At 37.7% G+C, this 26479-nt stretch carries 20 protein-coding genes; 8 read left to right on the top strand and 12 right to left on the bottom strand.

What is annotated here, in order from left to right; translation table 11 throughout:
- The first annotated feature begins 229 nt into the window (after positions 1 to 229).
- From IPK91_15675 to IPK91_15645, 7 genes are all read left to right on the top strand, one after another.
- Complete coding sequence (locus IPK91_15675) at positions 230 to 1243, top strand: hypothetical protein (protein MBK8298684.1); 1014 nt, start codon at positions 230 to 232, stop codon at positions 1241 to 1243.
- A gap of 69 nt (positions 1244 to 1312) precedes the next feature.
- Positions 1313 to 1627, top strand: a complete 315-nt coding sequence (locus tag IPK91_15670; protein MBK8298683.1) for a hypothetical protein — start codon at positions 1313 to 1315, stop codon at positions 1625 to 1627.
- A 256-nt stretch (positions 1628 to 1883) separates the two neighbouring features.
- Complete coding sequence (locus IPK91_15665) at positions 1884 to 2540, top strand: hypothetical protein (protein MBK8298682.1); 657 nt, start codon at positions 1884 to 1886, stop codon at positions 2538 to 2540.
- Between the two features lie 169 nt (positions 2541 to 2709).
- Complete coding sequence (locus IPK91_15660) at positions 2710 to 3252, top strand: hypothetical protein (protein MBK8298681.1); 543 nt, start codon at positions 2710 to 2712, stop codon at positions 3250 to 3252.
- Positions 3249 to 6044, top strand: a complete 2796-nt coding sequence (locus IPK91_15655) for a type IV secretion system DNA-binding domain-containing protein (GenBank protein ID MBK8298680.1) — start codon at positions 3249 to 3251, stop codon at positions 6042 to 6044. The genes IPK91_15660 and IPK91_15655 overlap by 4 nt, the downstream gene beginning before the upstream one ends.
- 5 nt (positions 6045 to 6049) lie before the next feature.
- Entirely contained in the window at positions 6050 to 6322 is a 273-nt protein-coding gene (locus tag IPK91_15650; protein MBK8298679.1) for a hypothetical protein, read from the top strand.
- Positions 6323 to 6342: 20 nt separating this feature from the next.
- Entirely contained in the window at positions 6343 to 7167 is an 825-nt protein-coding gene (locus tag IPK91_15645; GenBank protein MBK8298678.1) for a hypothetical protein, read from the top strand.
- A 200-nt stretch (positions 7168 to 7367) separates the two neighbouring features.
- Here IPK91_15645 and smpB read toward each other — a convergent pair whose 3' ends face one another.
- The 7 genes from smpB to IPK91_15610 all read right to left on the bottom strand — a co-directional run bounded on the left by smpB (position 7368) and on the right by IPK91_15610 (position 16195).
- A complete protein-coding gene (smpB, locus tag IPK91_15640; GenBank protein ID MBK8298677.1) occupies positions 7368 to 7817 on the bottom strand; it encodes an SsrA-binding protein SmpB in 450 nt (149 codons plus the stop codon).
- Entirely contained in the window at positions 7814 to 8284 is a 471-nt protein-coding gene (locus tag IPK91_15635; GenBank protein MBK8298676.1) for a hypothetical protein, read from the bottom strand. The genes smpB and IPK91_15635 overlap by 4 nt, the downstream gene beginning before the upstream one ends.
- Positions 8285 to 8311: 27 nt before the next feature.
- Positions 8312 to 10483, bottom strand: a complete 2172-nt coding sequence (locus IPK91_15630) for a DPP IV N-terminal domain-containing protein (protein ID MBK8298675.1) — start codon at positions 10481 to 10483, stop codon at positions 8312 to 8314.
- On the bottom strand, positions 10480 to 11856 hold the full coding sequence (locus IPK91_15625; GenBank protein ID MBK8298674.1) for an aldehyde dehydrogenase family protein: 1377 nt from the start codon (positions 11854 to 11856) through the stop codon (positions 10480 to 10482). The genes IPK91_15630 and IPK91_15625 overlap by 4 nt, the downstream gene beginning before the upstream one ends.
- Before the next feature lie 128 nt (positions 11857 to 11984).
- Positions 11985 to 13151 carry an NADP-dependent malic enzyme gene (locus IPK91_15620; GenBank protein ID MBK8298673.1) on the bottom strand — a complete coding sequence of 389 codons (1167 nt, stop codon included), beginning with the start codon at positions 13149 to 13151 and terminating at the stop codon, positions 11985 to 11987.
- 85 nt (positions 13152 to 13236) lie between these two features.
- The gene (locus IPK91_15615; protein ID MBK8298672.1) at positions 13237 to 15609 is read right to left on the bottom strand and encodes a M1 family metallopeptidase; all 2373 of its coding nucleotides are present in this window, start codon (positions 15607 to 15609) and stop codon (positions 13237 to 13239) included.
- A gap of 13 nt (positions 15610 to 15622) precedes the next feature.
- The gene (locus IPK91_15610; protein MBK8298671.1) at positions 15623 to 16195 is read right to left on the bottom strand and encodes a HupE/UreJ family protein; all 573 of its coding nucleotides are present in this window, start codon (positions 16193 to 16195) and stop codon (positions 15623 to 15625) included.
- A 37-nt stretch (positions 16196 to 16232) separates the two neighbouring features.
- Between IPK91_15610 and IPK91_15605 the strand changes: the two genes are divergently transcribed.
- On the top strand, positions 16233 to 16733 hold the full coding sequence (locus tag IPK91_15605) for a hypothetical protein (GenBank protein ID MBK8298670.1): 501 nt from the start codon (positions 16233 to 16235) through the stop codon (positions 16731 to 16733).
- Positions 16734 to 16958: 225 nt separating this feature from the next.
- Here the strand turns inward: IPK91_15605 and IPK91_15600 are convergent, their stop codons facing one another.
- From IPK91_15600 to IPK91_15580, 5 genes are all read right to left on the bottom strand, one after another.
- Complete coding sequence (locus IPK91_15600) at positions 16959 to 18743, bottom strand: T9SS type A sorting domain-containing protein (GenBank protein MBK8298669.1); 1785 nt, start codon at positions 18741 to 18743, stop codon at positions 16959 to 16961.
- Positions 18744 to 18761: 18 nt separating this feature from the next.
- Positions 18762 to 20381: a LamG domain-containing protein gene (locus IPK91_15595; GenBank protein MBK8298668.1), complete on the bottom strand. Its 1620-nt coding sequence runs from the start codon at positions 20379 to 20381 to the stop codon at positions 18762 to 18764.
- A 260-nt stretch (positions 20382 to 20641) separates the two neighbouring features.
- Positions 20642 to 22279, bottom strand: a complete 1638-nt coding sequence (groL, locus tag IPK91_15590; GenBank protein ID MBK8298667.1) for a chaperonin GroEL — start codon at positions 22277 to 22279, stop codon at positions 20642 to 20644.
- A 33-nt stretch (positions 22280 to 22312) separates the two neighbouring features.
- The gene (locus IPK91_15585; protein ID MBK8298666.1) at positions 22313 to 22576 is read right to left on the bottom strand and encodes a co-chaperone GroES; all 264 of its coding nucleotides are present in this window, start codon (positions 22574 to 22576) and stop codon (positions 22313 to 22315) included.
- A 637-nt stretch (positions 22577 to 23213) separates the two neighbouring features.
- The gene (locus IPK91_15580; GenBank protein ID MBK8298665.1) at positions 23214 to 25406 is read right to left on the bottom strand and encodes a glutamine synthetase III; all 2193 of its coding nucleotides are present in this window, start codon (positions 25404 to 25406) and stop codon (positions 23214 to 23216) included.
- Between the last annotated feature and the right edge of the window lie 1073 nt (positions 25407 to 26479).

The following is a 26479-nucleotide window of genomic DNA, read 5'->3' as shown; positions in this document are numbered from 1 at the left end:
TGAAAACACCTATTACATTCCCTGTAAGGCGAAACCTACAGGGATTTTTTCTTCAATTATTGCAAATTTCAGAAACAAGCATGATCAATACAATGAATTTCAAACGATCCCGCCTTTAAATATTTTCATTGCTACTTGGCTTTCAAAATATTAAATTAGTTGTTACTTTTGGTGATCGCTGAGAGCGGACTAGCTGCTATTTTGGCGCCCGAATTTTAACCAGAAATAAATGAAAACGGAAAAACAAGCAATTAGAGAACTGAGAGAATCTAAGTCAAAATTTGAAAAAGATGGGAGGACAAAAGATTGCTTTTATTACAATCATGAAGAATGTGAGGGAGAAATTAAAAACGCTCATTCCTTACAAAAAAATGGTGTATTAAATATAATAGAAGATGAAGTTGAGGGCAATATGATAGTATTTTGTTTTCAAAGGATGAAAACAAATGCATTTAACCAATACGTGGGATTTGAAAATATTGGCAAAGGGAATGCCTCTACTTTTTTTGGATTTTGCGATAAGCATGATACGAAAATATTTCAACCAATAGAAAATCATGAAGTTGATATTACTAATGACGAACATAAATTCCTACTGAGCTATAGAGCACTCGCAAAAGAATATCATCGAAAAGTAGAACAGGTGAAATCATTCAAAAACAATAAATTTTGGAATAAACCAGAATTGAAAAAAGAACAAGAAAGTGGAATTAATGGTAGTCAAGCCGCTTTAGACGAATTAGAGCATCATAGAACAATAGCAAATAGAATACTTCAAGAAAAAAGTTATGGAGATTTAAGATATTTAACCCATACATTGGACTACACTGTTCCATTAGCATGTTCATCCATTATGACACCCAAATTTTATTTTGATGATGAAATATTTAATTTCTCAGATAACCTAAAAGATAAATATGAACATGTTTACCTTACTGTAATACCAACAAAAACCAAAACATATATTTTGTATAGTTGTCTTCCTGAACACGCAAAATCAATGAAGTTTTTGGATGATTTAGAAAAATTAAATAAAGATGATTTGGAATCTGTTACGTGTAGTTTAATGGTAAATGAAATTGAAAATGGCTTTATTTCACCAAGGCTTTTTAAATCCTTAGAGGATGAGGAAAAAAAACGGCTTATAGAAGCTATTGAATGGTCGGATAAAGGGGGTGCCCTGATGCATAGATTTTATCATCTTGGATTCAATTTCTTTCAAGATAAATACAAAAGAAGCTGAAAATATATTGTTAAGTGTACATGCCAGCAATTGCAATACTATTCACACTCAATGTTATAGACCAATATTATGAAGACTATAATTGACAAACCGACAAATATTAACAAAGTCATATTAACTAAACTTGTGGACTTAATTGATGAAGGAGATCAAGTGGATCGTAAATTCATTGAAAGAGGCCTATCAAAAGCAGATCTAATTGCAATTTATTTACACGACGATAAAATAATTACTGCGGCAACTCTTAAAAATCCTTTGCCCTCTTATAGAGATTCTGTATTTATTTCGGCTGGTGTTGAAAGTCAAAGAAAATTGTTTATAAAAGAATTAGGTTATGTGGTGACCCATCCTGAATATAGAGGGCAAAATTTATGTCAAAAATAATTTACCGATTTTTTTGCACGTATTAAAAATGAAAATATGTTTGCAACCACACGCAAATCTTCAATGGCTCATATTTTAACGAAGTTTGGATTTAATAGGCTGGGTAAGACATATAAAACGGACTTGCAACTATTTGTTTATACTAACTTAATAATTTAAATAAATCAAATTTATGCATCTTATTCCATTTAAAGGAAAAAATCGATCCGCCTCAAACAATCTAAACTTTCTCTATAACAGTGGAAAATGTTATATAATGGATAATCATTTAGCGGCAAGTTGGTGTTGGATGCAAAATATTGATCCATCTAAAAAGTATAACTATTTTCATATAGACAGACATTATGATTTATTAGATAGCCAAATAGACAGTTGGCTTAAGGCATTGGAAAGTGCTGAATTTAATTTCAGAGATAGTTCAATTAATGAACTTATTTCAATAAATTATAATCCTTTAGGAATTTCATCTCAATTATGTCCAGTGTTCAGATGGGATAATTATTTTACTATATTAAGGAGATATTATCCTGACTTAATAAATTTAACTTATTTTGCTACACATCAGGATGGTGATAAAAGTGAAGAGTTTGAGATGTATGAACCTGCAATTATTGAATTGCATGGAAATATAAATTTTTGGATAGATAGAAAAAAAGAAAATAGATGGATTCTTAATCTTGATATCGACTATTTTTTTACAGACAACGAGGATAAATGTTTTCAGTTTCTGTCTGATGAATATATTTTATTAACTGCTGAAGAAATTAAGAAATCCTGGGATTTAATTGACGTTTTTACAATTGCACTTAGTCCTGAATTTTGTGGTGGATGGGAAGAGTCTATCAGAGTTGCTAAATTAATTACTAATCATTTAAACATTGATTGGGATATAAATGAAATCCCTAACAATTGAGTGTCAAGCGCACTTAAAAAATTGGCAAAAATCGAAATTGATAATCATGAATACATCAATTCAAGATATTAATCAATTTCAATTTTTTCTTAAATTTGCTTCACTATCCCTGCTTCCGATGCCCTAAAATCGACCTAAACCCTATTTTATTAACTCAAACCAACCAACCATGAGCACGATTCTCGTCATCGCTATTCTTGCCTTTATTCTCTACGCTCTGTTTAACAGATCAGAAGCAGTAAAGAACTGGAGTACTCTCATTCCGAACATCCAACATGACCCCGAAGACTTTTATGGACTCGTCAAAGAAATTTTAAAGGAACGTAAAATTCCTGGTATCAAGACTGATACCACAACATTCAAAGAAAGCGGTATTTTATCAGCTCACCGCTTGTATCTCCAAATCTCTCGTGGAGACTATATCTTTCATATTTGCGGCGCACCGTGGGGTACCGGATTTTTCTTTTCTTGGTGGATGCGGAAAATGGATGACCCACTTGGAGACATGTTGAAAAATCTACCATTTGTCGGGAAAATCTTTGCATCAAGAATCGACTATGACACATATTACAAACTGGATACTGATATGATGTTCCGAACCAGTGTGCATCAAAGTGTGTTGGCAGCTATAGAAAAACTTACAGAAGGCAAAGGTATTCGAGGTCTTACCGAATTAGAACGCACTGCTGATTTGCGGATGATTGGCAAATGAGTTACGGACTGTCAGAATATCTCACTACTCAATTCTATGCTTGGGAACAACGAGGGCGTGGCTGGAAAGTATTTAATGAACCAGTTCATTTAGAATCGGAATTCATTCCATTCTTTGGTCATTTCCCGCCTCAAACAACTGGTCTGATTGATGATGGTAAACGACCAATATTCTTTCCACAAATACGAGAAGCTTTAGGGCTATTCAAAAAACCAGCAACAACTTTGTATGGAGAGGAAGCATTCGCAAAACTGGAAGAGATCTATTCCATTGAAGCTTATAGTTATGAAAATTCAAATCCGGTAACAGAATTACAAATCAATTTTGATAAGGACACCAGAATTTCTTTTGAGAATATTGAGCAGTTGCTCTTAATGCTTTCAACCTGTGAGGGAATAGTAGGATTTGAGATATTCGGTACGAAAGATAGAATTACAATTCAATTTGTTTGTACCAGTCATAAGGCGGGTGCTTTTAAATCGCATATAGCTGCCTATGCTCCAGGGGTTGTTATCAATGAACGTCCTAATAATCTAAGTAACTCAATTGATTTCACTCAAACGGTTTGGGTTAATGATGTAGGGCTACGAGATGAATTTATGCGCCCTATTCGAGTATGGAACAAATTTGATCCAGATCCGCTTTCGGGATGTATTGCTTCACTTGAATCAATTGGAGACGGAGAATTTGGTATGCTTCAAATCTTGTTTCAACCAGCAATGAATCCCTGGGCTGAAAGTATATATAGGTCATTAACTGATGGCAAGGGAGGCCCTTTCTTTACAGATGCAGCCGATATGTTACCACTGGCAAAAGAGAAAGTTTCAAGTCCTTTGTTTGCAACAGTAATTCGAACCATTGGCCAAGCTGGAAAACAGGAGAGAGCACAAATAATTTCGGAGCAAATAGCGCAAAGTCTTTTTTCTTTTCACCGGAGCGGAAGTAATACATTGATTCCACTTTCGGGAGCTTTAAGTTGTGATGCCAATGACATTATCTTCCGTAGGTCAAGAAGAATTGGAATGTTGCTTAATAGTAATGAGATTGCTTCAATGGTGCATATTCCTGATCGCTCTGTTGTCTCACCAAAACTTCGAGCTTATGCCGGAAAAACGAAACAAGCTCCTACAGATGTATCAGGACATGCTTTTGAATTAGGTATTAATGCACATTTAGGGCAAGAGGTGGTTGTTACTCTCTCTGATCAACATCGTTTACGTCATATGCATGTTATTGGTGCCACTGGTGCAGGTAAATCATCTTTGCTTCTCAAACTAATCATACAAGATGTTTATCAAGATAGAGGGATAGCAGTTCTTGATCCACATGGAGACTTGATTGATGAAGTAATAAAAAATATTCCCGACGACAGATTGAAAAATGTAATCTTAGTTGATCCATCCGATAGTGAGTATCCGATTGGTCTTAATCTATTATCTGCATATTCTGATCCAGAAAAGATAATCCTATCATCCGACCTTGTGGCATTATTCAGACGTTTTGCAACTTCTTGGGGTGATCAAATGACTTCGGTGTTGGCAAATGCTATCAATGCAATACTTGAAAGTGATAACGGTGGAACGCTAATTGATTTAAGACGATTTCTAGTTGAATCCAATTTCAGAAACAAGTTCCTTCAAACTGTTACCGATCCCAATATCATCTATTACTGGAAAAATGAATTTCAATTACTTCGAGCAAATACTGTGGCTCCCATTCTTACAAGATTAGATACCTTTCTGCGACCTCGAATTGTCAGAAACATGATGGCTCAAAAAGAAGGTCTTGATTTTAGCGACGTTCTTGAAAACAAAAAGATATTGTTGGTAAAACTTGCTCAGGGCCTAATTGGAGAAGAAAACAGTTATTTGTTAGGCACACTTTTTGTGGCCAAACTACACCAAGCTGCTCAACAACGACAAAATATTCCACCAGAACAGCGAAAGCCGTTCTATTTCTACATTGATGAATTCCAGAATTTCATTACCCCCTCAATGTCTGCAATCCTCACTGGTGCTCGTAAATATGGATTAGGATTAATACTTGCTCACCAAGATCTTGATCAATTAGCGCATAGAGATACTGAACTTGCAAACTCTGTTTTATCGAATCCCGCTATTCGGGTATGTTTCAGATGTGGAGATAAAGACGCTACGAAGTTAGAGAGTGGATTTTCATATTTTGATTCAACTGACTTGCAGAGTTTACCTATTGGTCAGTCCATTGTCCGTGTTGGACAAAAAGATCATGATTTCAATTTATCTTTTATTCCGCTCCCAAAAGTTGAATCCTTAATAGCTGAAGGCAAACAGCGGACGGTAATTGATCATTGTCGATCAACGTATGCGCTCCATCAGAGTAGAGTTGAAGAAATATTGAGAGAGGCTTTACAGGCTGAAACTATTCCAGTTAAACCGGAGAAGCCTATTAAGGTGGTTAAAGAAGAAAAGCCACCACTAGATACACCAATTGAAAAACTTGAAATACCAAAAGTTGAAGAAGTAACCAATCCAAAAATTGACTTAGCAGTTGAAGCGGAGAAATTTATTACTAAAGAGACGGAAAAGGAAAAACAACGAGAGCACCGATTCATTCAGGAATATATTAAGAAAGTAGCTGAAGCGAGAAACTTTAAAGCTGTTTTGGAGGAGCCAATAAATAACTATGCAGGAAAAGTCGATGTCAGCTTGCATCGGGATGATCTAAAAATTGCTTGTGAGATTTCTGTTACGAATACCATAGAATATGAAGTACAAAATATTAAAAATGTTTTACCGCTGGATATCCATTAGTTTTTTTGATTTCCAATAACCAAAAACATTTAAATGATATTCGTGCATTAGCGATTAGTGAAGTAGAGCAATCATTTCATAGTTTGCTATATTTTGTTTCAAAAGATGAGTTTGTTAGCCAACTAGATTTATTGCTTGCACAAAGATCACAACCAACTGAGATTAGAGCGAAGGGCTATAGGGTCAAGCTAAATTACCGAGCTTCAAATGATACTGCTAACCAGCAAAGGAATTTGAAAGATATTATTGTTTCTTCTTTAAGAAAAAATAAAGATTAAATGAGGAAAACCATAATTAATTGAATGCAATATTACAACAATATAAAATGGGAGAAAATAATTCATACAATATTTATGGTGTACACATTCCACAAGGAACAATGCCTTGTTGGTTTATAGATGATGAAGATAGACTTCGTTCCATTAAGAATAAAGATACTTTTGCTAAGGGTTCCGGTCCTAGTTGTTATTTCAAAATCAATCAACGGCTTGATAATAATTTTATTGAAGGATATTTAGGCCACACCAACTTTAGAGGAGCGTTTCATGATCGTATTGATAAGAATTATACTTATTTTTCTAATTACTTAGAAAGAAAGAGCGTTTATTTCAGCTTTGACAGAGTATCTCTGTATAGATTGATGGAAATCAATACAACGAATTCGCTCACCTGTATATTAAAAAGACTGGATGCACTCCAATCCACAGAATCAAACAAAGTTTTTATGATAATGCCTTTTAAGCATCTTAAGCTAAATAGTTTTTACTTGGAGAATATAAAGAATTTTCTTCACTCAGAATTACGAATCAATGTTTTTCGAGCCGATGATTTCAATGATAATGACATTATCATTGATACAATTTATAAACAAATTGAGCAATCAGAATTCATTATAGCCGATACTTCTTATCCTAATAAGAATGCTTTCCTGGAATTAGGTTATGCCGTTGGCAAAAACAAGGAAATAATTACCATTCAAAACACAAGGGTTGCGAAAAGTCTATTTTTTGACAGGGCCCATATTCGAGCGATATTATACTCTCCTGAGGAAATAGCCGAATTTCACCGTCAGCTTAAAAATACCATAAGTGCAATTAGATCAAAGTTATCTTCACGGAATTGAACCTTGGGCCGTTTATAGCCCCAAAAATGGGCTTTTTAGCCCTTAAACAGACTTTGATAACTATGCAACGAACCCTTCGGGGTTAAGCTGCACATGTAAGTAAATTTAATTAAGAGCTTCCTGGATTTAAGAACGCTTCATTGTAGTATCATTTTGGTACTCACCTGACACTCTAGTCTATAGCCTATAGTCTTCTCATTTTATCCTATTTTAAAATTTCTGTCAAGATTTCTTTTTTCGTCTTTTTCTTTAATGGATTCTCGTTTGTCGTATGATTTTTTACCAGAGACCAAGACAATTTCAACTTTAATAATTCCGCGGTCTGCTATATAAATTTTGTAGGGAATGAGCGTTAATCCTTTTTCTGAAATCTTCCGTTCGATTTTACGGATTTCCTCTTTGTTTAATAAGAGTTTGCGATTTTGTTTGGGGTTGTAATCAGATTCTGCGCTTTGTTTATACGGATTGATATTTAAATTTTTAATCCACACCTCACCGTGTTCAACGATACAATATGCATCGCTCATGTTGGCATTGCCTGCTTTGATTGACTTTACTTCGGGTCCGGATAATAGGATTCCAGCCTCGTAGGTTTGAATAAAATTATAGAGGTAACTGGCTTTTCGGTTTAGGATTTCAATGTCTTTCACTGGGTTGCGTAACGGCTGTAATCAAAAATCATTTTTTTATCTCCATTCTTATCTGAAATAGTAGCAGTCATGACATCAAAAGCTTCCTTTTTATATTGGATTATTTGCGGAAATTCATGTTGCTCATTCACAAATTTTAATGCGATTACCGGATCTGGCACCCAGGTAAAAAGAATGGGAAGGTTGTTGTTTTCCTTAATGGTAGCTTCAAAATACCAGGTTTTATTGTCTTTAGAAAAAATGCGCATTTTTTCCTTAATCGTTGCGTAGCCTGAATTCAAATCGTAGCTTAATCCGCTGTATTCCATTTCAGAAATTTTTACCCATTTCTCATACACTTCAATGTCTTTTTGTTTCCATTTGCCAAGGATCCAATCTACATCAATGGGTTTTTTATTAACTAATTTAGGTGCCGATCCACAAGAAAAAAGGACTAATAGACAAAGGCAACTTAGTATTGATTTCATATTAATTCTGAATTAATTTTTAATGCATTAAATTTTTTCCAATACAAAGGAAGTCATTTTTGTGTATAAATGGATTCTCGCATTTTGTCCACTAATCCCATGATTTCTGTTTGGATAAAAATAGGTATCAAACTGCTTTTTGTTTTTAATCAGGGCATTGGCCATTTCAACGGTATTTTGAAAATGCACATTGTCATCAGCCATTCCATGCACCAATAAGTAATTTCCTTTCAAACGGTCTGCAAAGTTAACAGGAGAATTCTCGTCATAGCCAGTTGGGTTATCTTTTAATCGCTTCATATAGCGCTCGGTATAAATGGAATCATACCACTTCCAATTGGTCACAGGCGCAACTGCAATAGCTGTTTTAAAAACATCATTGCCTTTCAAAATACATAAACTGGACATATAACCACCATAGCTCCACCCAAAAATCCCAATTCGACTTCCATCTACATATGGCAATTCGGAAAAATATTTGGCTGCATCAATTTGGTCTTCTGTTTCAAATTTACCCAATTGCAAATAGGTCATTTTTTTAAACTCTTCACCGCGGCCTCCTGTTCCCCGATTGTCCACCACACAAATTATATAATCTTTTTGTGCGAGCATTTGCAACCAGTAATACTGTCCGAAACTATTCCAACGGTTCATGACTTCCTGACTACCCGGACCTCCATATAAAAACATAAACACTGGATATTTTTTTGCCGGATTAAAGTCGACCGGCTTAATAATTAATGAGTTTAATTGATCCCCATGTCTATTGAACACACTACTAATCTCAACATTGGACAATTTATATTCTTTCTGTTTTTCTCTTAGGGTTTCGTTTGATTCTAATATCCGAATGCGTATTCCTTCATTATTATGAAGACTGTATACTGGTGGTGCATTGATTTCTGAGTGTGATAGAATAATGTATTTCAATCCAGGACTTACTTGAACACTGTTATAGCCGGGATCTATGGCAAAAGGTGTAATTTTATTAGTTTCCAAATTCAATTTATAAATTGAACGATCCAGTCCTCTGTTTACCGCTTTTTGAAACAGTAGATTTTGTTGCATTTCATCCACTCCATAAATTTCAGTCAACTCCTCATTTCCTTCTGTGAGCGCCCTGATCATACGACCGCTACCATCATATAAATAAGCTTGATTGTAACCGGATTGCTCACTGGTCCAAATAAAATTGCCATTTGTTAAAAAATGTAAATTATCATGCAATTCAATATAATATCTGTTTTGTTCCTCCAACAACGTTCTGTATGTATTGTCTGAAACTGTATTTACAATCAATTTTAAATGGTTTTGATCTCTATTCATCCAAGTGATGCATAATTCACCTTCAGTACTTGTCCATTTAAATCTTGGTATATAATCATCCTCACGCTTTCCGATATCCAATTGGACTGATTTTTTCTTTTTTAAAGAATAATTCCAAATAGTTAGTTGAGAATTTTCTTCTCCAACTTTTGGATATTTAAATGAAAAAGCTTGCGGATAATTTTCGTTTTTATAATACTGCAAGGTAAATTCTTTAACCCGACTTTCATCAAATCTCAAATAGGCAATATCATCTCCGTTCGGAGACCATTCAAAAGCCCTTGTTAATTTAAATTCTTCCTCATAAACCCAATCTGAAGCACCGTTGATAATAGCATTTTTTATTCCATCTTGAGTAATTTGCTTTACACTTCCATTTTTTAAATCTTGAAAATTCAAGTTATTTTCATACACAAAGGCTACTTTATCACCAGATGGATTAAAAGCAGGATACATGATTTTATTGGGTGCATAAATCTGTTGTAATTTTTCAGATTCTAAATCATAGACATAATAAATAGCTCGTGAGGAATGGCGGTAAATTCCTTCTGACTCGGTCTTTAATAAAAGTTTCTTTTCGTCCAAACTGAATTCGAAGGACTCCAATTTATCTATCAAGAGTCCATTTTCAATTTTTGTTGCATCTAATATAATTTTTTTAATATCATTACTTAACAAAAAATATTGGGTGATTGTAGAATTTTGCAAACGCACATAACTTTGTCCGTCTTTCATAAATTGAAAACCGGGAATACCTTTTGCAGCAAAAACTCCTTTTTCATAAATATCCTCTAAGCTGATTTCTTTTAATTGTGCTGTAAGAAACTGTATTAAAAAAATTCCTGAAAGCACTAATAATTTGCGATGCATCATATTTTTCCTATTAGTTTTATTAAGCAGGTTTTAAGAACAATCTTTGATTTTGTAAAGGGTGGATAAAAAAATCGCAAGGCATTAATCAGTTTACCTTGCTTGCTGATTCCTCTTTTGTGAGAGAATGTTTCAAATCCATAATAACCGTGATTTGAACCATGACCACTTTGATGCGTACCTCCAAACGGCAAGTTAAAATTGCAATAATTTAATAAACAATTGTTGATGGTGACACCGCCTGAACGAATGGTATCTAAAATAAAATTTTGATGTTGTGTATCATTCGAAAAAATATATAAGGTCAGTGGCCTGTCCATTTTTTGAATATTATAGGATTCAGCTTCCAAAGAATCATAAGCAATCAAAGGCAACACCGGGCCGAAAAGTTCGGATTGCATACTCACATGGTTCCAGCTCGTATTAAGTAAAAGGATTGGCTTAATTTTTCGGTCAGCAGCATTTAATTGGATTGGTTCTATAAGTTGAGCTCCCTGATCTAAGCTTTCGTTGACAATTTTTAATAATCTGTTATAGTGTGCATCGTTGAGAATTCCACAATAATCTGGATTCTCAATCAAATTTTCTCCAAACATGTTCCGTAGCGCGGTGTTCCACTCACTGACAAATTCAGCTAGCATCTTATTTGGCAACAGGATAAAATCAGGTGCTATACAAGTTTGCCCGGCATTGATACATTTTCCATAAACAATGTCAGGCATGCATTTTTTTAATGAAACGGTATCGTCAAGTATCAATGGATTTTTTCCTCCAAGTTCCAACGTTACACTGGTTAAATTTTCTGAAGCTGCTTTTAAAATTTTTTTTGCAGTTTTTTGGGACCCGGTAAAGAAGATATGATTGAAAGGTAACTGAACCAATGCTTCAGCAGTTTCATGATTTCCGCAAACTACCCGAACATCTGCAGGAGCAAAGCTAGCTTCAATCAATTCTTTGACGCATTTTGCAGAATTAGGAGCAAGTTCAGAAGGTTTTATTATTATTTTATTCCCTGCCGCCCATGCAGCTATCAAAGGTATGATCGAAAGATTTATAGGATAATTCCAAGGTGCCAAAATTAATACGACCCCTTTAGGTTCATGCCGAATGAAATGAGAGCTTCCAATTAACTCAGTAGGTGTTTGAATGGATTTTGTTCGCATCCAATTTTTTAGATTGCGCTTTGCTTTGCGCAATTCCAATAAACATGTTAATAGTTCCGAAGTATCTGATTCAAAACCGGATTTATTTAAATCAAGGCGGACCGCATTTGATATGCGATCTTTAAAAAGCAGTAGATTTTGCTCAAGTTTTTTTAATCCCGCTATTCGGAATTCATAGCTCGTAATAGAAGCTTGATGAAAATCAGTTTCCATCTGTTTAAAAATGGAATGCACTGTTTCTAATTCAATTGAAGAATCAACTTGCTTGGGCACTTGCATGTAAAGACAAAGATACAAGAAGGCGCTCGCATTGTGGTGGGGGCCAAAGGATCCTGATTGAATTAATGTGCAGCATCTGCAACTGCTTTCGCCACGCGGTGAGCGATGGATTCATCCAGTGCTGGAGGAATAATTTGTTCGCGGGTCGGATTTTCAACTGCAGAAGCAATAGCTTGGGCCGCTGCAAATTTCATGGCTAACGTAATTCGTTTGGCACGGGCATGCAATGCGCCTAAAAAGATGCCTGGAAAGGCCAAGACATTGTTGACCTGGTTGGGAAAATCAGAACGTCCGGTACAAACGATAAAGGCACCTCCTGCCATGGCTTCATCCGGCAATATTTCTGGAATCGGATTTGCCAAAGCCAAAATGAGTGGATCCTTTGCCATTGAACGGATGTGATTTCTATTTAAAAGATTTGCTTTACTTACTCCAACAAATACATCCGCTCCTACGAGTGCATCTTCAACATTTCCCATCAAATTTCTGGGATTGGTATAGAGCAGAAGTTCCTCTTTGATGTCGTTGACTCCCAATCGATTTTTATGTATGATTCCCATGGTATCGCACATAATAATCTCCTTGGCGATTTGTTGATTCCGGGCATCGCGGTCTTTTTTACCTAAATACCTTGCAATGGCAATGCCGGCAGCACCAGCTCCATTGATCACTATCTTGAGGTCCTCCATTTTCCTTCCGGTCAACCTGCAAAAATTCATCAATGCAGCCAATACAACGATGGCTGTACCGTGTTGGTCGTCATGAAATACGGGGATTCCAATATCCTGTAATTTTTCTTCTACCTCAAAACAGCGGGGTGAAGAGATGTCTTCCAGATTGATACCTCCAAAAACGGGTGCAATGTTTTTAACAATTGAAATAATTTCGTCTGTTTTCTGGGTAGTCAAACAGATTGGGAAGCCATTGATTCCGGCAAACCGCTTAAAAAGCATTGCTTTCCCTTCCATAACCGGAATGGCTGCATGGGCGCCTATATTCCCTAAACCGAGAACTGCAGATCCATCAGAGACAATGGCAACGGTATTTCCTTTAATGGTATAATCATACACTTTGGAAGGGTCATTATGGATTTCTTCGCAGGGAGCTGCGACACCCGGTGAATACGCAAGCGACAGATCATCCTTTGAGCGGATGTCCAACTTGTTTTCAACGGTAATTTTCCCCTGCAATTCCTGGTGCAGTCGAATGGAACGTTCGAATATATCCATAGAGTTGTTAAGCCAGCAAAAATAATACCGAAACCGGATTTTAGTCCTGTTCGCTTAGAATAGTCTTAAATGAGCATCCATTAGCTTATAAAGTCACCCATCCAACCGACAGCGGTATTAATTGGTGCCTTTCCTTTTTCTCCAATTGCATTGGATTTGTTGTACCGCGTCTGCCTCCTCTTCGTGGTTCTCGTTTGGCCTTAAAGATTTCAAACCGGCTGGGTGTTTCTGCAACATTCCATTGGTTATTGGTTATATCGATATCAGCCGTTTCTTTGAAAGGATCGAGTTGAATGGATTTCACTACTTTATTTCGAATGAAGGTTTTGACAATTTTATGTTCGTTTTTTCTCCAGATCTGTACATCCAATCGTTCATCCTGATAGGTTCCATCTGTGTAATTCCATCTTAAAATAATCGGCATCACCATGCCGCCTTTATTAGAGAACTGCACTTCATACAAGTAGGTACTATCACCCCCTTTTTGCAATTCATCAGAAGCCAATTGGGCTTGAATGCGAACGCGCTTTTTTTCTTCTGTCTGGTTGTAGTAATAATAAAAATCGCGAAGGCTGGTATCCTGCTCCACCAAAAATGACATTCCGGATGTTCTGTTTTTATATTTCGTCAGTGTTTCTGTAGGTTCATCCGCTTGCATGTAATAATTGAGCTGTGTCATTGGAACGGCTTCATTGGTTAGTTTGACATGAACCGAGTCAATAGCTAGGTCAACAGGCTCAATATCGTAAAACCAGGCACGCCAATACCAATCCAGATCTGTACCAGAAGCGTCTTCCATCGTTCTAAAAAAATCGGCCGGCGTAGGATGGTGAAAAGCCCATCGACGCGCGTATTCCTTAAAGGCATAATCAAATAATTCACGCCCAAGGATGGTTTCCCGCAAAATACTGAGGCCGGCTGCTGTTTTTGCATAAGCATTCGAACCAAATTGGACCAGGTTTTCGCTGTTTGTCATGATGGGTTCTAACTGATCTTTTGGCAAACGCATGTAATCTGCTATTCTCGAAGGATTGCCTCGATCCGTAGGATAATTGTTGTCAAAAGCTTCCTGAGTCAGGGTTTGAACAAAGGTATTCAGTCCCTCATCCATCCAGGTCCATTGCCTTTCATCGCTGTTGATGATCATTGGAAAAAAATTATGCCCTACTTCATGGATAATGACTCCGATCATTCCATACTTGGTTCCTTCAGAATAGGTACCATCTTTTTCAGCTCTTCCGAAATTAAAACAAATCATAGGATACTCCATTCCGTTATTTGCTTCAACTGAAATTGCAACGGGATAGGTATACGGTATTGTGAATTTAGAATATGATTTAATGGTATGCGCAATGGTTTTTGTTGAATATCGTCTGTACAATGGGTAGGCTTCTTTAGCATAATAACTCATGCACATGACTTTGTTTGATCCTACTAGAATTGGCATGGCATCCCAAACAAATTTTCTCGAACTGCCCCATGCAAAGTCTCTTACATTTTCTGCTTTATAAATCCAGGTTTTCGTTTTGCCCGATTTATTTTTTTCTGCTTGGGTGGCTTCCTCCAGGGTAACCACTTCAACGACATCTGTTGCTTGTTGAGCTGATTCCCAACGTCTATACTGCGCAGGACTTAAAACATCTTTATAATTTTGACATTCTCCGGTAGCGGCTATCACATGATCGGAAGGGACTGTCAGTTGAACTTTATAATTTCCAAATGCAAGTGCAAATTCTGCTCTTCCTGTAAATTGTTTGTTTTGCCATCCTTGAAAATCTGAATACACACACATTCTTGGGAACCATTGGGACATAGTAAATAAATGATTTCCATCTTCAGGAAAAAACTCTAAACCTCCGCGACCTCCCATTGTCGTACGATCCGGAATTTTATAATTCCATTGCACAAAGATTTTAACAGACTTACCGGGAAGCAGCGCTTTATTCAAATCTACCCGCATCATGGTGTGATTGATGGTATATGCCAAGGGACGGCCACTGCCCTCTTTCACAGATTCAATATTGACACCGTATCCGGTTGTCATCGGTCTGCGGTCAAGATTATCTATATCATTTTGACTGACACGCTCATCGGTTTTGCTGTCATAGGATTCATAATTGTTGGGTGATTTTGGATTGTGCTCATTTTCATCAAGCTGCAACCAGAGGTAGTACAACTTATCTGGTGAATTATTATAATATGTAATCCATTCACTACCATATAATTTAGTATTCTCTTCGTCCAATCTGGCCTGGATATCGTAGTCTGCACGCATTTGCCAATACGCTGAGCCTGGAGCTCCAGAAGCCGTCCGATATCCATTGGGATCCGGTAAAATGGTACCTAATTGTTCGAATCGATTTCCGTGATTTGAAGTAGGATTGTTGCGGATATTCTGGGACTGAAGCATCTGTCCAAAAGCCAGCAGTCCAATTAAAAGAAATAGCGTCCGATTCATTTTATTAAAATTATTAGATCCTTTCAAGGATAAGATAGATACTGACCAACAAAATTACGAAAGTTATCGTAGATAGAATTATTTTTTCAAATTGAATTGCAAATTGGTGGATAAAAAAAGTAACAGCCTGTACGAGAACCAGGACTGCAATTTGTCCGATTTCCAATCCCAGATTGAAGGAAAACAAGGGAAAAAGTACTGATTCTTCTTTGCCAAGCATCGCCTTTAGAAGAAATGAAAAGCCCAATCCGTGAATACATCCAAACAGCAATGCAGTCCAATACCGGGCCTGAATGCTGGCTTGATTCAAAGCCAATTCTCTGAAATTTATAAGGCAGGTTACAGCGATTGTCAAGGCAATCGCAATTTCTATCCATGAAGATGGAATGGCCACCAAATCAAAAACGCTCAATGCAAGTGTCAATGAATGTCCGAGTGTAAACGCAGTGACCAGGATCAGAAGTTTTTTCCAATCTATTAGCCTGAATAACAAACTCAGGCAAACAATGTAAAGAATGTGATCGTAAGCCTTTATATCTAAAATATGTTGCAGTCCGGTTGAAAACCATAGCTTGAATTCATCCATCTCTATTAACTTTATTCCGCAAATGTAAATTTTTCTAATGTTGAACTTCCTAATATTCTTGGTGCACAGCTTGAGTTTTACAAATTTTAATATTCCATTACATCCGTTTTATCTCAGCGTCAGCGAGATCAAGTACAATTCAGAAAGCAAGCACCTGGAGTTAAGTGTAAAAATTTTCATTGACGATTTTGAGAATACCCTTCACAAAGTATCCGGTCAATCGATCAATTTAACATTTCCAAAAGATCTTGATATTCGGGATCAACTGGTGGAAGAATACATTCAGAACAATTTAATTCTAAGTGTAAATGGAAAACCAGCTGCCATTCAATTTCTGGGACTTGAAAAAGAAGAAGAAGCCGTATGGTGTTATTTTGAATCCGATGCATGCGAAGTGCCCAGTTCGGTTCAAATAAAAAATACCCTACTCTATCAAGCCCTGGATGGACAGATCAACATCATGCATGTTACGGTAGGCAATCAACGCAAATCTTTAAAAGTAGATCAGCCGGAATTTGAAGCAGCGTTTAAATTTTAGGGATTTGATTTTAAATTCAAGTCCATATTCTAAAATTTATTTAGTGTTCCGTTTTATATATGAATTGGTTCCCTTCAAAATATCATCGCATAAAAAACCTTGCATAGAACACTTTTCCTCTTGAAAGCTGATGTAGTCAACTGATAAGAATAATACCCTATACCAAAGCATAATGCGGATTCAATGCATCCTAAAAAATTAAAACGTGGATTTAAATTGCAGTATTTACTGCACCACTAATTTCCTCGTAACAATTTTATTATTCTGAATGATCTGTACAAAATAACTGCCGGCTTCCAATTGTTTTGGCGACCAGTTTATTGTCTGCCCGGATTTTCCAGGATTGCGGATGTCGGTAAACACTGTTTTGCCTTCCAGGGTTCTGATGTTTATCTGCACCGGATTTGCTTGTTGTGATTGAAATGCGATGTCAACATTTCCATGACTGGGGTTGGGTGTAATGCTCAACATTCCAGTGAGGCTCTCTTCATTGGATTTTACCGGACCATTCAAAACAAAATCGTATTGAAAGGCTTCACCAAAATCAGGGTTGAATGTTTTAATCGGTATCACGGTGTTGTTTACTTTGCGCATGATGCGCGCAGATCCGGTTCCATATGTTGGAAAGTACCAGAAATTTAATCCATCATTCGAAACATCGTTTACATATAATGTATAACAACCGGGAGGTAATAACAACTCATCGCGATACGCTGTAACGGGTGCCATGTTGGAACGCTCAATTACGATTTGACCCTGGCTGTTTACTATTTTATAAGAATTATCTTGTGGGATGTTATTGGTTTTAAATTCAAACAAGATGGATCCGTTGTATCGATCAACCGGTTTGAACGATACCCTTTTAATATTATTTGAAAGATTTTCGTCACTTTGTGCATTCACTTCTAAAATAGCTGCTTCAAACAGGAAGATGCTATCGGGTCCAGGATTCCAAAAATCACTTTGAAGCACTGGCAATTCAATGCGTTGTTCGGTGAGCGAACTCAATACACCACTCCAGGTATAAATTTCTTTGATTCGATTTTTTATACCGTATTCAATTTTAAGTGTACGGATTTCGTCAGCCCCTGTATTGCGGATTGATACGGTTGGTAAATTACAAGAAGGATTCAGGCGATCAAATTCTACCCGATTGCTGACAGGTCTTACGATTTCTTCTATCGATGCATCCAGTTTGTGATTTAAAGGACCGTAGGAAACCAATTGACTCGACACTAAATAATTTGCCTGGTCTAATTGCGGAGGCTCTAAACCGTAATCCACATTAATTTCCTGACCACTGTTTACCAAATTACTGATATCAAAGTGAAAGGCTTCTGTAGGTGCGCCAGGACACCATCCGGCGCGATCAAAAATCCAGGTACCTCCTTGTGGGTAGATTGGATTAAAGCCACATTCTTTCCAAACTGTAAATGGAAATTTTTTATTGCTCGTACCATTGACCGTTACAAAATGTGCTCTGGGTGTAAACTCTCCATTTTGTTCGTGACCGGTAACAGAGAATCTCAATTTATAATTTTTAGCGGTTGGATGCAATCGAAGTTTGCGCGCTTCAAATCGTTTGTTGCTTAATATCTCTGAAAAATAACCCCGTTGAAAGGGCCAAATATTTGCAATGTCCAATACAGTGCGTTCCGGAATTCCTTTTATAAATAAAAATTTGATGTCGATTTCTTCCTGATGTTCGCCTCCTAACTCCATCGACAGCATGCGTTTGCCTTTAAGAATGGGTGTAAAATCCGTCACATCAAACTGAAATGTTTTTCCATCTTTTCCAAGATCCAGGTTGTTGCCATAAGGTGTGACCAATGAAAGCAATTCAAATTTTGCAGGTGTGCGGAGATAGTATTTTAAATTCTGAATATCAATCAAATCTTCCGGATCAATAAATGTGTTACCGAATGCATCTCCATTCTCGAGATAAATTTTGTCTTCTCCAGCTGCATACACATAAAAGGTAGAATCTAAAATCAGGTTATTGTTATCCACTTTGTATTGACGAACAGTTCATGGTCCATTTGGAATCGAATCCAGAACGGGAATATCTTTAACAACTTGTCCGGTATAGACTCCTTGCACAAAACGCAGATTGGGACGATACGGTGTTGCATTCGGATTCATCACCAATTGATGTCCTCTTTCAGGATTTCTGTTTAAGGATACTGGTAAGAACGCAGGTTGTGCATTCGGAGCCAAATCATTTATTTGAGAACCATTTGATTCCTGAAATGGAAAATAAAAAACCAGATTGGAATAATTTGGATGGGATGGATCGATGCTTTTGTTTTTCCATCGATTGATTTGTATCGAATCCAATGATTTATTCCAGATAGACAATTCACGCATACGTCCGTTGTAAGGAATTCCATTGGTGGATGCATCTCCGATGGTTAAGGAACTCATCTGGATGGGATTTAATTTAGCAAGACCTGTGATCCATAAAGCACCATTCTTATAAATTTTCATTTCGCCGGTCACTGCATTCTTGGTGAAAGCCCAATGATTCCATTGCCCTTCGTAATCAGAAACAGCAGCAGCCTTTTCTATCCGATCATAGCCTCCATTTTTAAAACCGCAATCAAAATAAATGCTTCCATTACTCCAGGGCAGGTGTATGTTAAACGAACGTTGATTGTTTGACGTGACTCCTTCTAACACACTGTTGTTATTTGGTTGAATTGGTGTTGCTCCATACAGCCAAAATGCTACACTGAGTTCATTTGAAATTGCATTCAATTTACCACCATCCAGTTTACTGTTTAAACCATCCCACACCAGGGATCGTTCGGTTGCATTGCAATAAAGCGCTTGTTGGGTTGTACCCAGATCTTGAGATTCAAATTGCGGAACTGCAGTTGCTGTCTGATTGGTATAACTTAAATCTACAAGCAGCGAGGAGCTTCCATCCCAGGTGAAGCCCGTATAAAATTGAAAATGTTGTGCACCGGTTGCATTAAAATCGGTATCTTTAAAATACAGTTCCGTAAGGGATTCATTATCTGGATTTGAAATCGAATTCAGTTTGGTATGTTTCATTCGAATTCTAAAATTTGATAATTTAGTTCCAGGAACAGCTACAAACATATCCAGTCCGCTAATTTTTCCAGCTTTCATCCCGCTTGCAAGCAACTCAGCAGCAGAGATCAGGTATTGTGCGCGATACAATCCGTCATTAGAATTAAAAGCCAATGGATGGTTTCCGTTTCCAATCGTAAATTTTTGTTCGGAAACTATTGCAGAATACGTAGTATTTTTTTGAAACAGTTGATAATAGGTATAACCCGGAATGCTTGTATAATAAAATTGCAATCCATTAAAACCGGAAATCACATAATTTCCAATGGTGGCTAAGCTGCTATCTTGTTTGGTGCTATCGGTGATAAAGGTATTGCAACTGTAATCCCATTCATAACAGCCAACGCTGCCAACTCCTACGCGTGCCCCGTGGCAACGCATGTTGTATTGCATGATAATTTTGCGATAGGATTGTGTCGGATCATCGGGAAATTGAAATACAGCTCTTCGGGATGTGCTGTCCCAGGTGAAGGTTTGGACGGTGATGGTATCCTGGGCGGCGAGGCTATTTAAGATTAATAAGAAGCTGAGGAATTGGAGTAGGTTTTTCATGTGCAATATTGAACTGGTAAAATTAAGGCAATTCTTAGGATTTTGAGGTATTAAGCTGTTAAGTAGTTAAGCTGTTAAGTTTATTTCTGCAATGGTTGTATTTTATAAATAACAAACAAAATTATATTATAGAATTATTTCATTTCAGGATTACAGGACTAAAGGATTTCAGCATTGCAGGATTGTAGCTTTGTAAAATTAAAAAAGTCCTGTTTTTTAGGCAGGACTTTTTTCAGTAGTATAGTTTAAAAAAACGGTTCTTACATCATACCGTCCATTCCACCGCCGTGGTGGTGATGGCCGCCTCCGCCTTTGTCTTCTTTTGGTTTGTCGTTTACAACGCATTCGGTCATAAGGATCATTCCAGCAATTGACGCTGCTTTTTCCAAAGCGATACGGGTTACTTTTGTTGGATCGATTACACCTGCTTTCTTTAAATCTTCGTATTCACCGGTTCTTGCATTGAAGCCATAAGAGCCTTTTTTTGCAGCAACATTCATAAATACAACAGATCCTTCAACGCCTGCATTTTCAGCAATTACACGAATTGGTGACTCGAGTGCTTTTTTAACGATCTCGATACCCAATGCTTCGTCTTCGTTGAGGGTGCGGGTTCTGTTTAAAGATGGGATTGCTCTCACCAATGCTACGCCGCCTCCGGTTACGATACCTTCTTCAACGGCTGCACGGGTTGCATGCAATGCATCGTCCACGCGATCTTTCTTTTCTTTCATTTCAACTTCAGTCGGAGCACCGATATTTAAAACTGCAACACCGCCAGCTAATTTAGCTAATCGCTCTTGTAATTTTTCTTTATCGTATTCAGATGTTGTTGTTTCAATTTGTGCTTTGATTTGGTTGATACGCGCTTCAATCATTTTCTTTGCACCTTTTCCTTTTACTATGGTGGTGTTGTCTTTATCGATGGAAATTTTTTCGCAAGTACCCAAATTGTCTAACTCGGTATTTTCAAGTTTGTATCCTTTTTCATCAGAGATCACCGTTCCATTTGTTAAAATGGCAATGTCTTCCAACATGGCTTTGCGACGATCTCCAAATCCTGGAGCTTTAACCGCAACCACTTTCAATCCGCCGCGCAAACGGTTTACCACCAATACGCCCAATGCTTGAGAATCTACATCTTCCGCAATGATTAATAATGGTTTTCCGGTTTGAACTACTTTTTCAAGGATCGGTAACATTTCTTGCATGTTAGAGATCTTCTTATCGTAAATCAGGATCAGCGGATTTTCATAATCAGCCGTCATATTTTCTGCATTGGTAACAAAGTACGGACTCAAATAGCCGCGGTCAAATTGCATACCTTCTACAACATCAACTGTAGTTTCAGTTCCTTTTGCTTCTTCAACGGTGATCACTCCATTCACACCCACTTTTTTCATTGCGTTTGCGATTAGATCTCCGATTTGTTCGTCATTGTTTGCTGAGATCGAACCAACTTGTTTGATTTTACTAAAATCATTTCCGATTTGTTCGGATTGCTTTTGTAAATCATTGATAACTGTTGCAACGCCTTTGTCAATACCACGTTTTAAATCCATTGGATTGGAACCTGCTGCAACGTATTTCATACCTGCAGCAACAATAGATTGCGCCAATACGGTTGCAGTGGTTGTACCATCTCCAGCGAGGTCATTTGTTTTTGATGCTGCTTCTTTTAAAAGTTGCGCACCCATATTTTCAATTGGATCTTCCAATTCGATTTCTTTTGCAACGGTTACACCGTCTTTAGTAACCTGAGGCGCCCCAAAGCTCTTTTGAATTACAACATTACGTCCTTTTGGTCCAAGGGTTACTTTTACCGCATTTGCCATTTGATCGATGCCTGATTTTAATTTTTCACGGGCATCGGCATTAAATCTTATTTCTTTTGCCATATCGTTTGCTATTTATTTAAAATGAATGAATGATTAGATAATTACAAGAATGTCGTCTTCACGCATGATCAAATAATCATGTCCTTTGTATTGGAATTCCTGTCCGGCATACTTGCCGTATAATACCATATCGCCTTTGTGAACAGTCATCATGTTGCCGTCCTTACCTGGACCCACAGCGATAACTTCTCCACGAAGTGGTTTTTCTTTAGCGGTGTCTGGGATAATAATCCCACCTTTTGTTTTCTCCTCAGCGGGAGCCGGTTTAATTACGACTCGGTCGTTGATTGGTTTCATATGAATCTAATTTTATTAAGTGAATTAAAAATTGCGAATTACACTAGTGCCATATCATAGATTATGCCATCCCAATAAAAAACACGTTTTGGCAGGGTTTTATGTCAAAATCCAGCTTATTTGCATTAAAAACTGACAAAATCAGGGACAAATTGACATGATTTTGCTAAAAATGCCATGGGTTTTGCTAAAAATGAATCAAAAATCTAAAAAATGTGCCTTTTTTATCAAAAATGGTCGATAATACTGGCTTTAATGTGTATATAGTTGATAATGTGTAAAATATGAATAATTGGGTGGGGTTTTTGATTTGGGGGGGATGTTTTTGAATTGGGGATGAGGGTGATTGGTGGTAGTGAAATATAGAGCTTTTTGGGTTTGTTTCTTCGATTGGGGTATTCGAAAAATCAAGGGTTGAAACCCTTGATTTGGGGAGGGGGTTGATTTTTAGTAGGAGCTTGGGAGTGCTTTTGCTTTGTTTCTTCGATTGGAGCATTCGAAAATCAAGGGTTTCAAACCCTTGATTTGGGGATGAGGTGGATTTTATCTCGAATGAAATGGATCGTTTATAAAGGATGCATTATTCAAAAAAAAAAATCCCAGGTTTTAGTCCGGGATTTTTTTTGTGTGAAATGATTTATCTATTAAAAAGTATCTCTCTGTATTTTGGCAATGGCCAATAAGAATCTTCTACAATTAATTCCAGTTGATCAACGTGATCGCGAATTTCAAGGAAGATTGGTTTGACATGATCGCAGAAATAAATGGCTTTGGAGCGGGTTGAATTTTGGTGTTCGGCTTTTTCTCGTTGAACACGCATTTTTTCAATTCCGTCATAGGCTGCATTGATGTGTCCGGAAATACTTTCTGCCAAGGTTTCTTGGGTTATGCAAGCTCCTTTGGATAATCCGGCATCTTTATTTGCTTTGATGTTTAACAACAACTCGGTTTGATAGCGAATGCAAGCCGGTAAAATTTGGTTTAGTGCCAATTCTTCAATTAAGCTGGATTCGATTTCTACTTTTTTGATGTATTTTTCAAGGTAGATTTCATGACGCGCTTCTTGCTCTTTGTCATTGAGGATTTTCATATCCTTAAAGATCTTATTGGCTTTGGCTGTTGTGAAAGCATCCAAAGCAGTTGGCGTGGTTTTGATGTTGGGCAAGCCGCGTTTTGCAGCTTCATTGGCCCAGGCTTCGCTGTAATTATCTCCTTCAAATAAAATGTTTTTGGAGGTTTTTATACATTCGCGAAGTTCTTTGAGGATGGCTGAATCTTTTTTCTCGCCATCTGCAATGTGTTTGTCAACGCGCTCTTTAAATTCATTCAACTGATTGGCTACAATCATATTGAGGATCATCATCGGATCTGCACAATTTGCAGTGGAACCTACAGCCCGGAATTCAAATTTATTTCCTGTAAATGCAAAGGGGGAAGTTCTGTTACGATCCGTATTGTCCATCATGACATCCGGAATCATTTTATGAATATCGAGTTTCAATTCATTCTCTTCTTCCTCTTTCAAATCATTGTCTACGCGCATTTCAATCGCCTCTAAGACTTTGGTGAGGTAATCGCCAATAAAGACCGAGATGATGGCAGGTGGCGCTTCGTTTGCTCCTAAGCGATAGTCATTGCTTTCTGCTGCAATGCTTGCACGTAAGAGATCCGCATGATCGTGCACCGCTTTGATAGTATTTATAAAAAAGGTAAGGAATTGTAAATTGTTGCGAGGCGTTTTACCCGGACCCAAGAGATTGGTACCGGTATCGGTACTCATAGACCAGTTGTTGTGTTTTCCAGATCCATTGATGCCTGCGAAGGGTTTTTCATGAAGCAATACAATCAAATTGTGTCTTCGTGCTACCCGATCCATTAAGTCCATCAAAAGTTGATTGTGATCTACTGCAATGTTTGCCACTTCAAACATCGGTGCACATTCAAACTGGCTTGGTGCTACTTCGTTGTGGCGGGTACGAAGCGGTATTCCCAATTTATGACATTCCCGTTCGAGATCTACCATAAACGCATACACTCGCTCTGGAATAGTACCAAAATAATGGTCTTCCAATTGTTGGCCTTTGGCAGGTCCACGACCAAAGACGGTGCGTCCGCTGGACATTAAATCCGGACGCGCATAATACATGGCTTTATCGATTACAAAATATTCTTGTTCCCAACCCAGGGTGGCCGTTACCTTATTGACAAAGCGATCAAAATAACGCGCTACACCCGTTGCTGCTTTATCCAATGCTTCGACGGAACGCAATAGGGGTGCTTTGTGATCGAGGGCTTCTCCGGTATAGGAAATAAATACTGTGGGAATGCAAAGTGTTTTCGAGCCTGCGATATCCATAATAAATGCAGGCGACATGGGATCCCATGCTGTATAACCTCTGGCTTCAAAAGTTGCCCGTAAACCGCCGCTTGGAAATGAAGACGCATCCGGTTCTTGTTGAACTAAAGCATCGCCGTCAAATTTTTCAAGCGCCGAACCTGAACCGCTCAAGGTAAAAAAAGAATCGTGTTTTTCTGCCGTACTTCCCGTCAATGGTTGAAACCAGTGACTGTAATGGGTGGTGCCTTGTTCCATAGCCCAGGCTTTCAAAGCCGCTGCAATCTGATCCGCCAATTCCCGGGAGATTTTTTGTCCGTTGTTGATGGTCTGGGTATAGGCTTTATACGCATCGTTAGACAAATAGCTTCTTAACTTATTGTCGGTAAACACATTTTCCCCATAGTAACTGGAGATTTTAGCGTTATCCCGTTCTTTCGGGGTTTTGGGTCTTGATAAAAACAAACTGAGGGCGGTACTGCGGTTGGTAGGCATGAGCTTAATTTTTAGATTAGAATAAATGGATGCCCAAAATTATTTAAATATTTTGAGCTTTTATCATCCAATCATGTATTCTTAACAATAAAATGTGAAATATCATCCTAAAATCTCCCTGTTCGCCTGAAATTTGTGAAAATAAATTATATTTAGATTATTTTGATATATTAATAAAAGAACGTTAGGATTGGGGAGGTCTGGGGGGCTGGGGGGCTGGAGGTCTGAGGGTCTGGGGGACTAGAGGTCTGGAGGTCTGGAGGACTGGAGGTCTGAGGGTCTGGGGGTCTGAGGGTCTGGTGGGTCTGGAGGTCTGAGGGTCTGGTGGACTAGAGGTCTGGAGGACTAGAGGTCTGGAGGACTGGAGGTCTGAGGGTCTGAGGGTCTGGGGGGTCTGGAGGTCTGAGGGTCTGGTGGACTAGAGGTCTGGAGGACTAGAGGTCTGAGGGTCTGGGGGGTGGAGGTCTGAGGGTCTGGAGGTCTGGGGGGCTGGAGGTCTGAGGGTCTAGGGGGCTGAACGTCGGTGGGTTTGGAAGCTAGCTGTTAAGCTATTTGAAGCTGATTTTTTATTTTAATTCTTTGGTCTTAATATCTGATAATTATCCTTTAGACTTTGGCATTTAACCTATAACCGCATGTTCATTAATGGATGGAGAATAGATTCTCCCAAAATACTCCCAAATTGAAGTTATGTTGAAATTGCTCAGAGTAGAATATATATAAATTCTGACCCCATTTAAAGCCTATATTTTACCCATTATAATGGGAACAACCCCGGGTCAGTATGGGAACAAGAGGGGGACAATATGAGGTGAATCTATGTTACAATCCTGCAATTTTCCAAAACGATCCATGGCTGTTAAATAAATTAAGACCAGGTAAATCATAAGTTAAAGATAGGATAAAAGTGGCCAAATTGAAGTTGACAAGAGCAATAAAGCCACGTTTTGTCAGGTAGTTATTTTAATAAGGAATTATATTGTTTTAATTTTAACTTTGGACGGAAGGTTGAATTGTTTGTATGTCAAACGGTAACAGGAAAACTTCCCTTAAGTCTCATCTATTGGAAAATG

The organism is Saprospiraceae bacterium (assembly GCA_016712145.1).
In the GTDB taxonomy this organism is placed as follows: domain Bacteria; phylum Bacteroidota; class Bacteroidia; order Chitinophagales; family Saprospiraceae; genus Vicinibacter.
The sequence above is the reverse complement of the archived record's forward strand: the minus strand, read 5'-3'. Positions and strand labels throughout refer to the sequence as shown.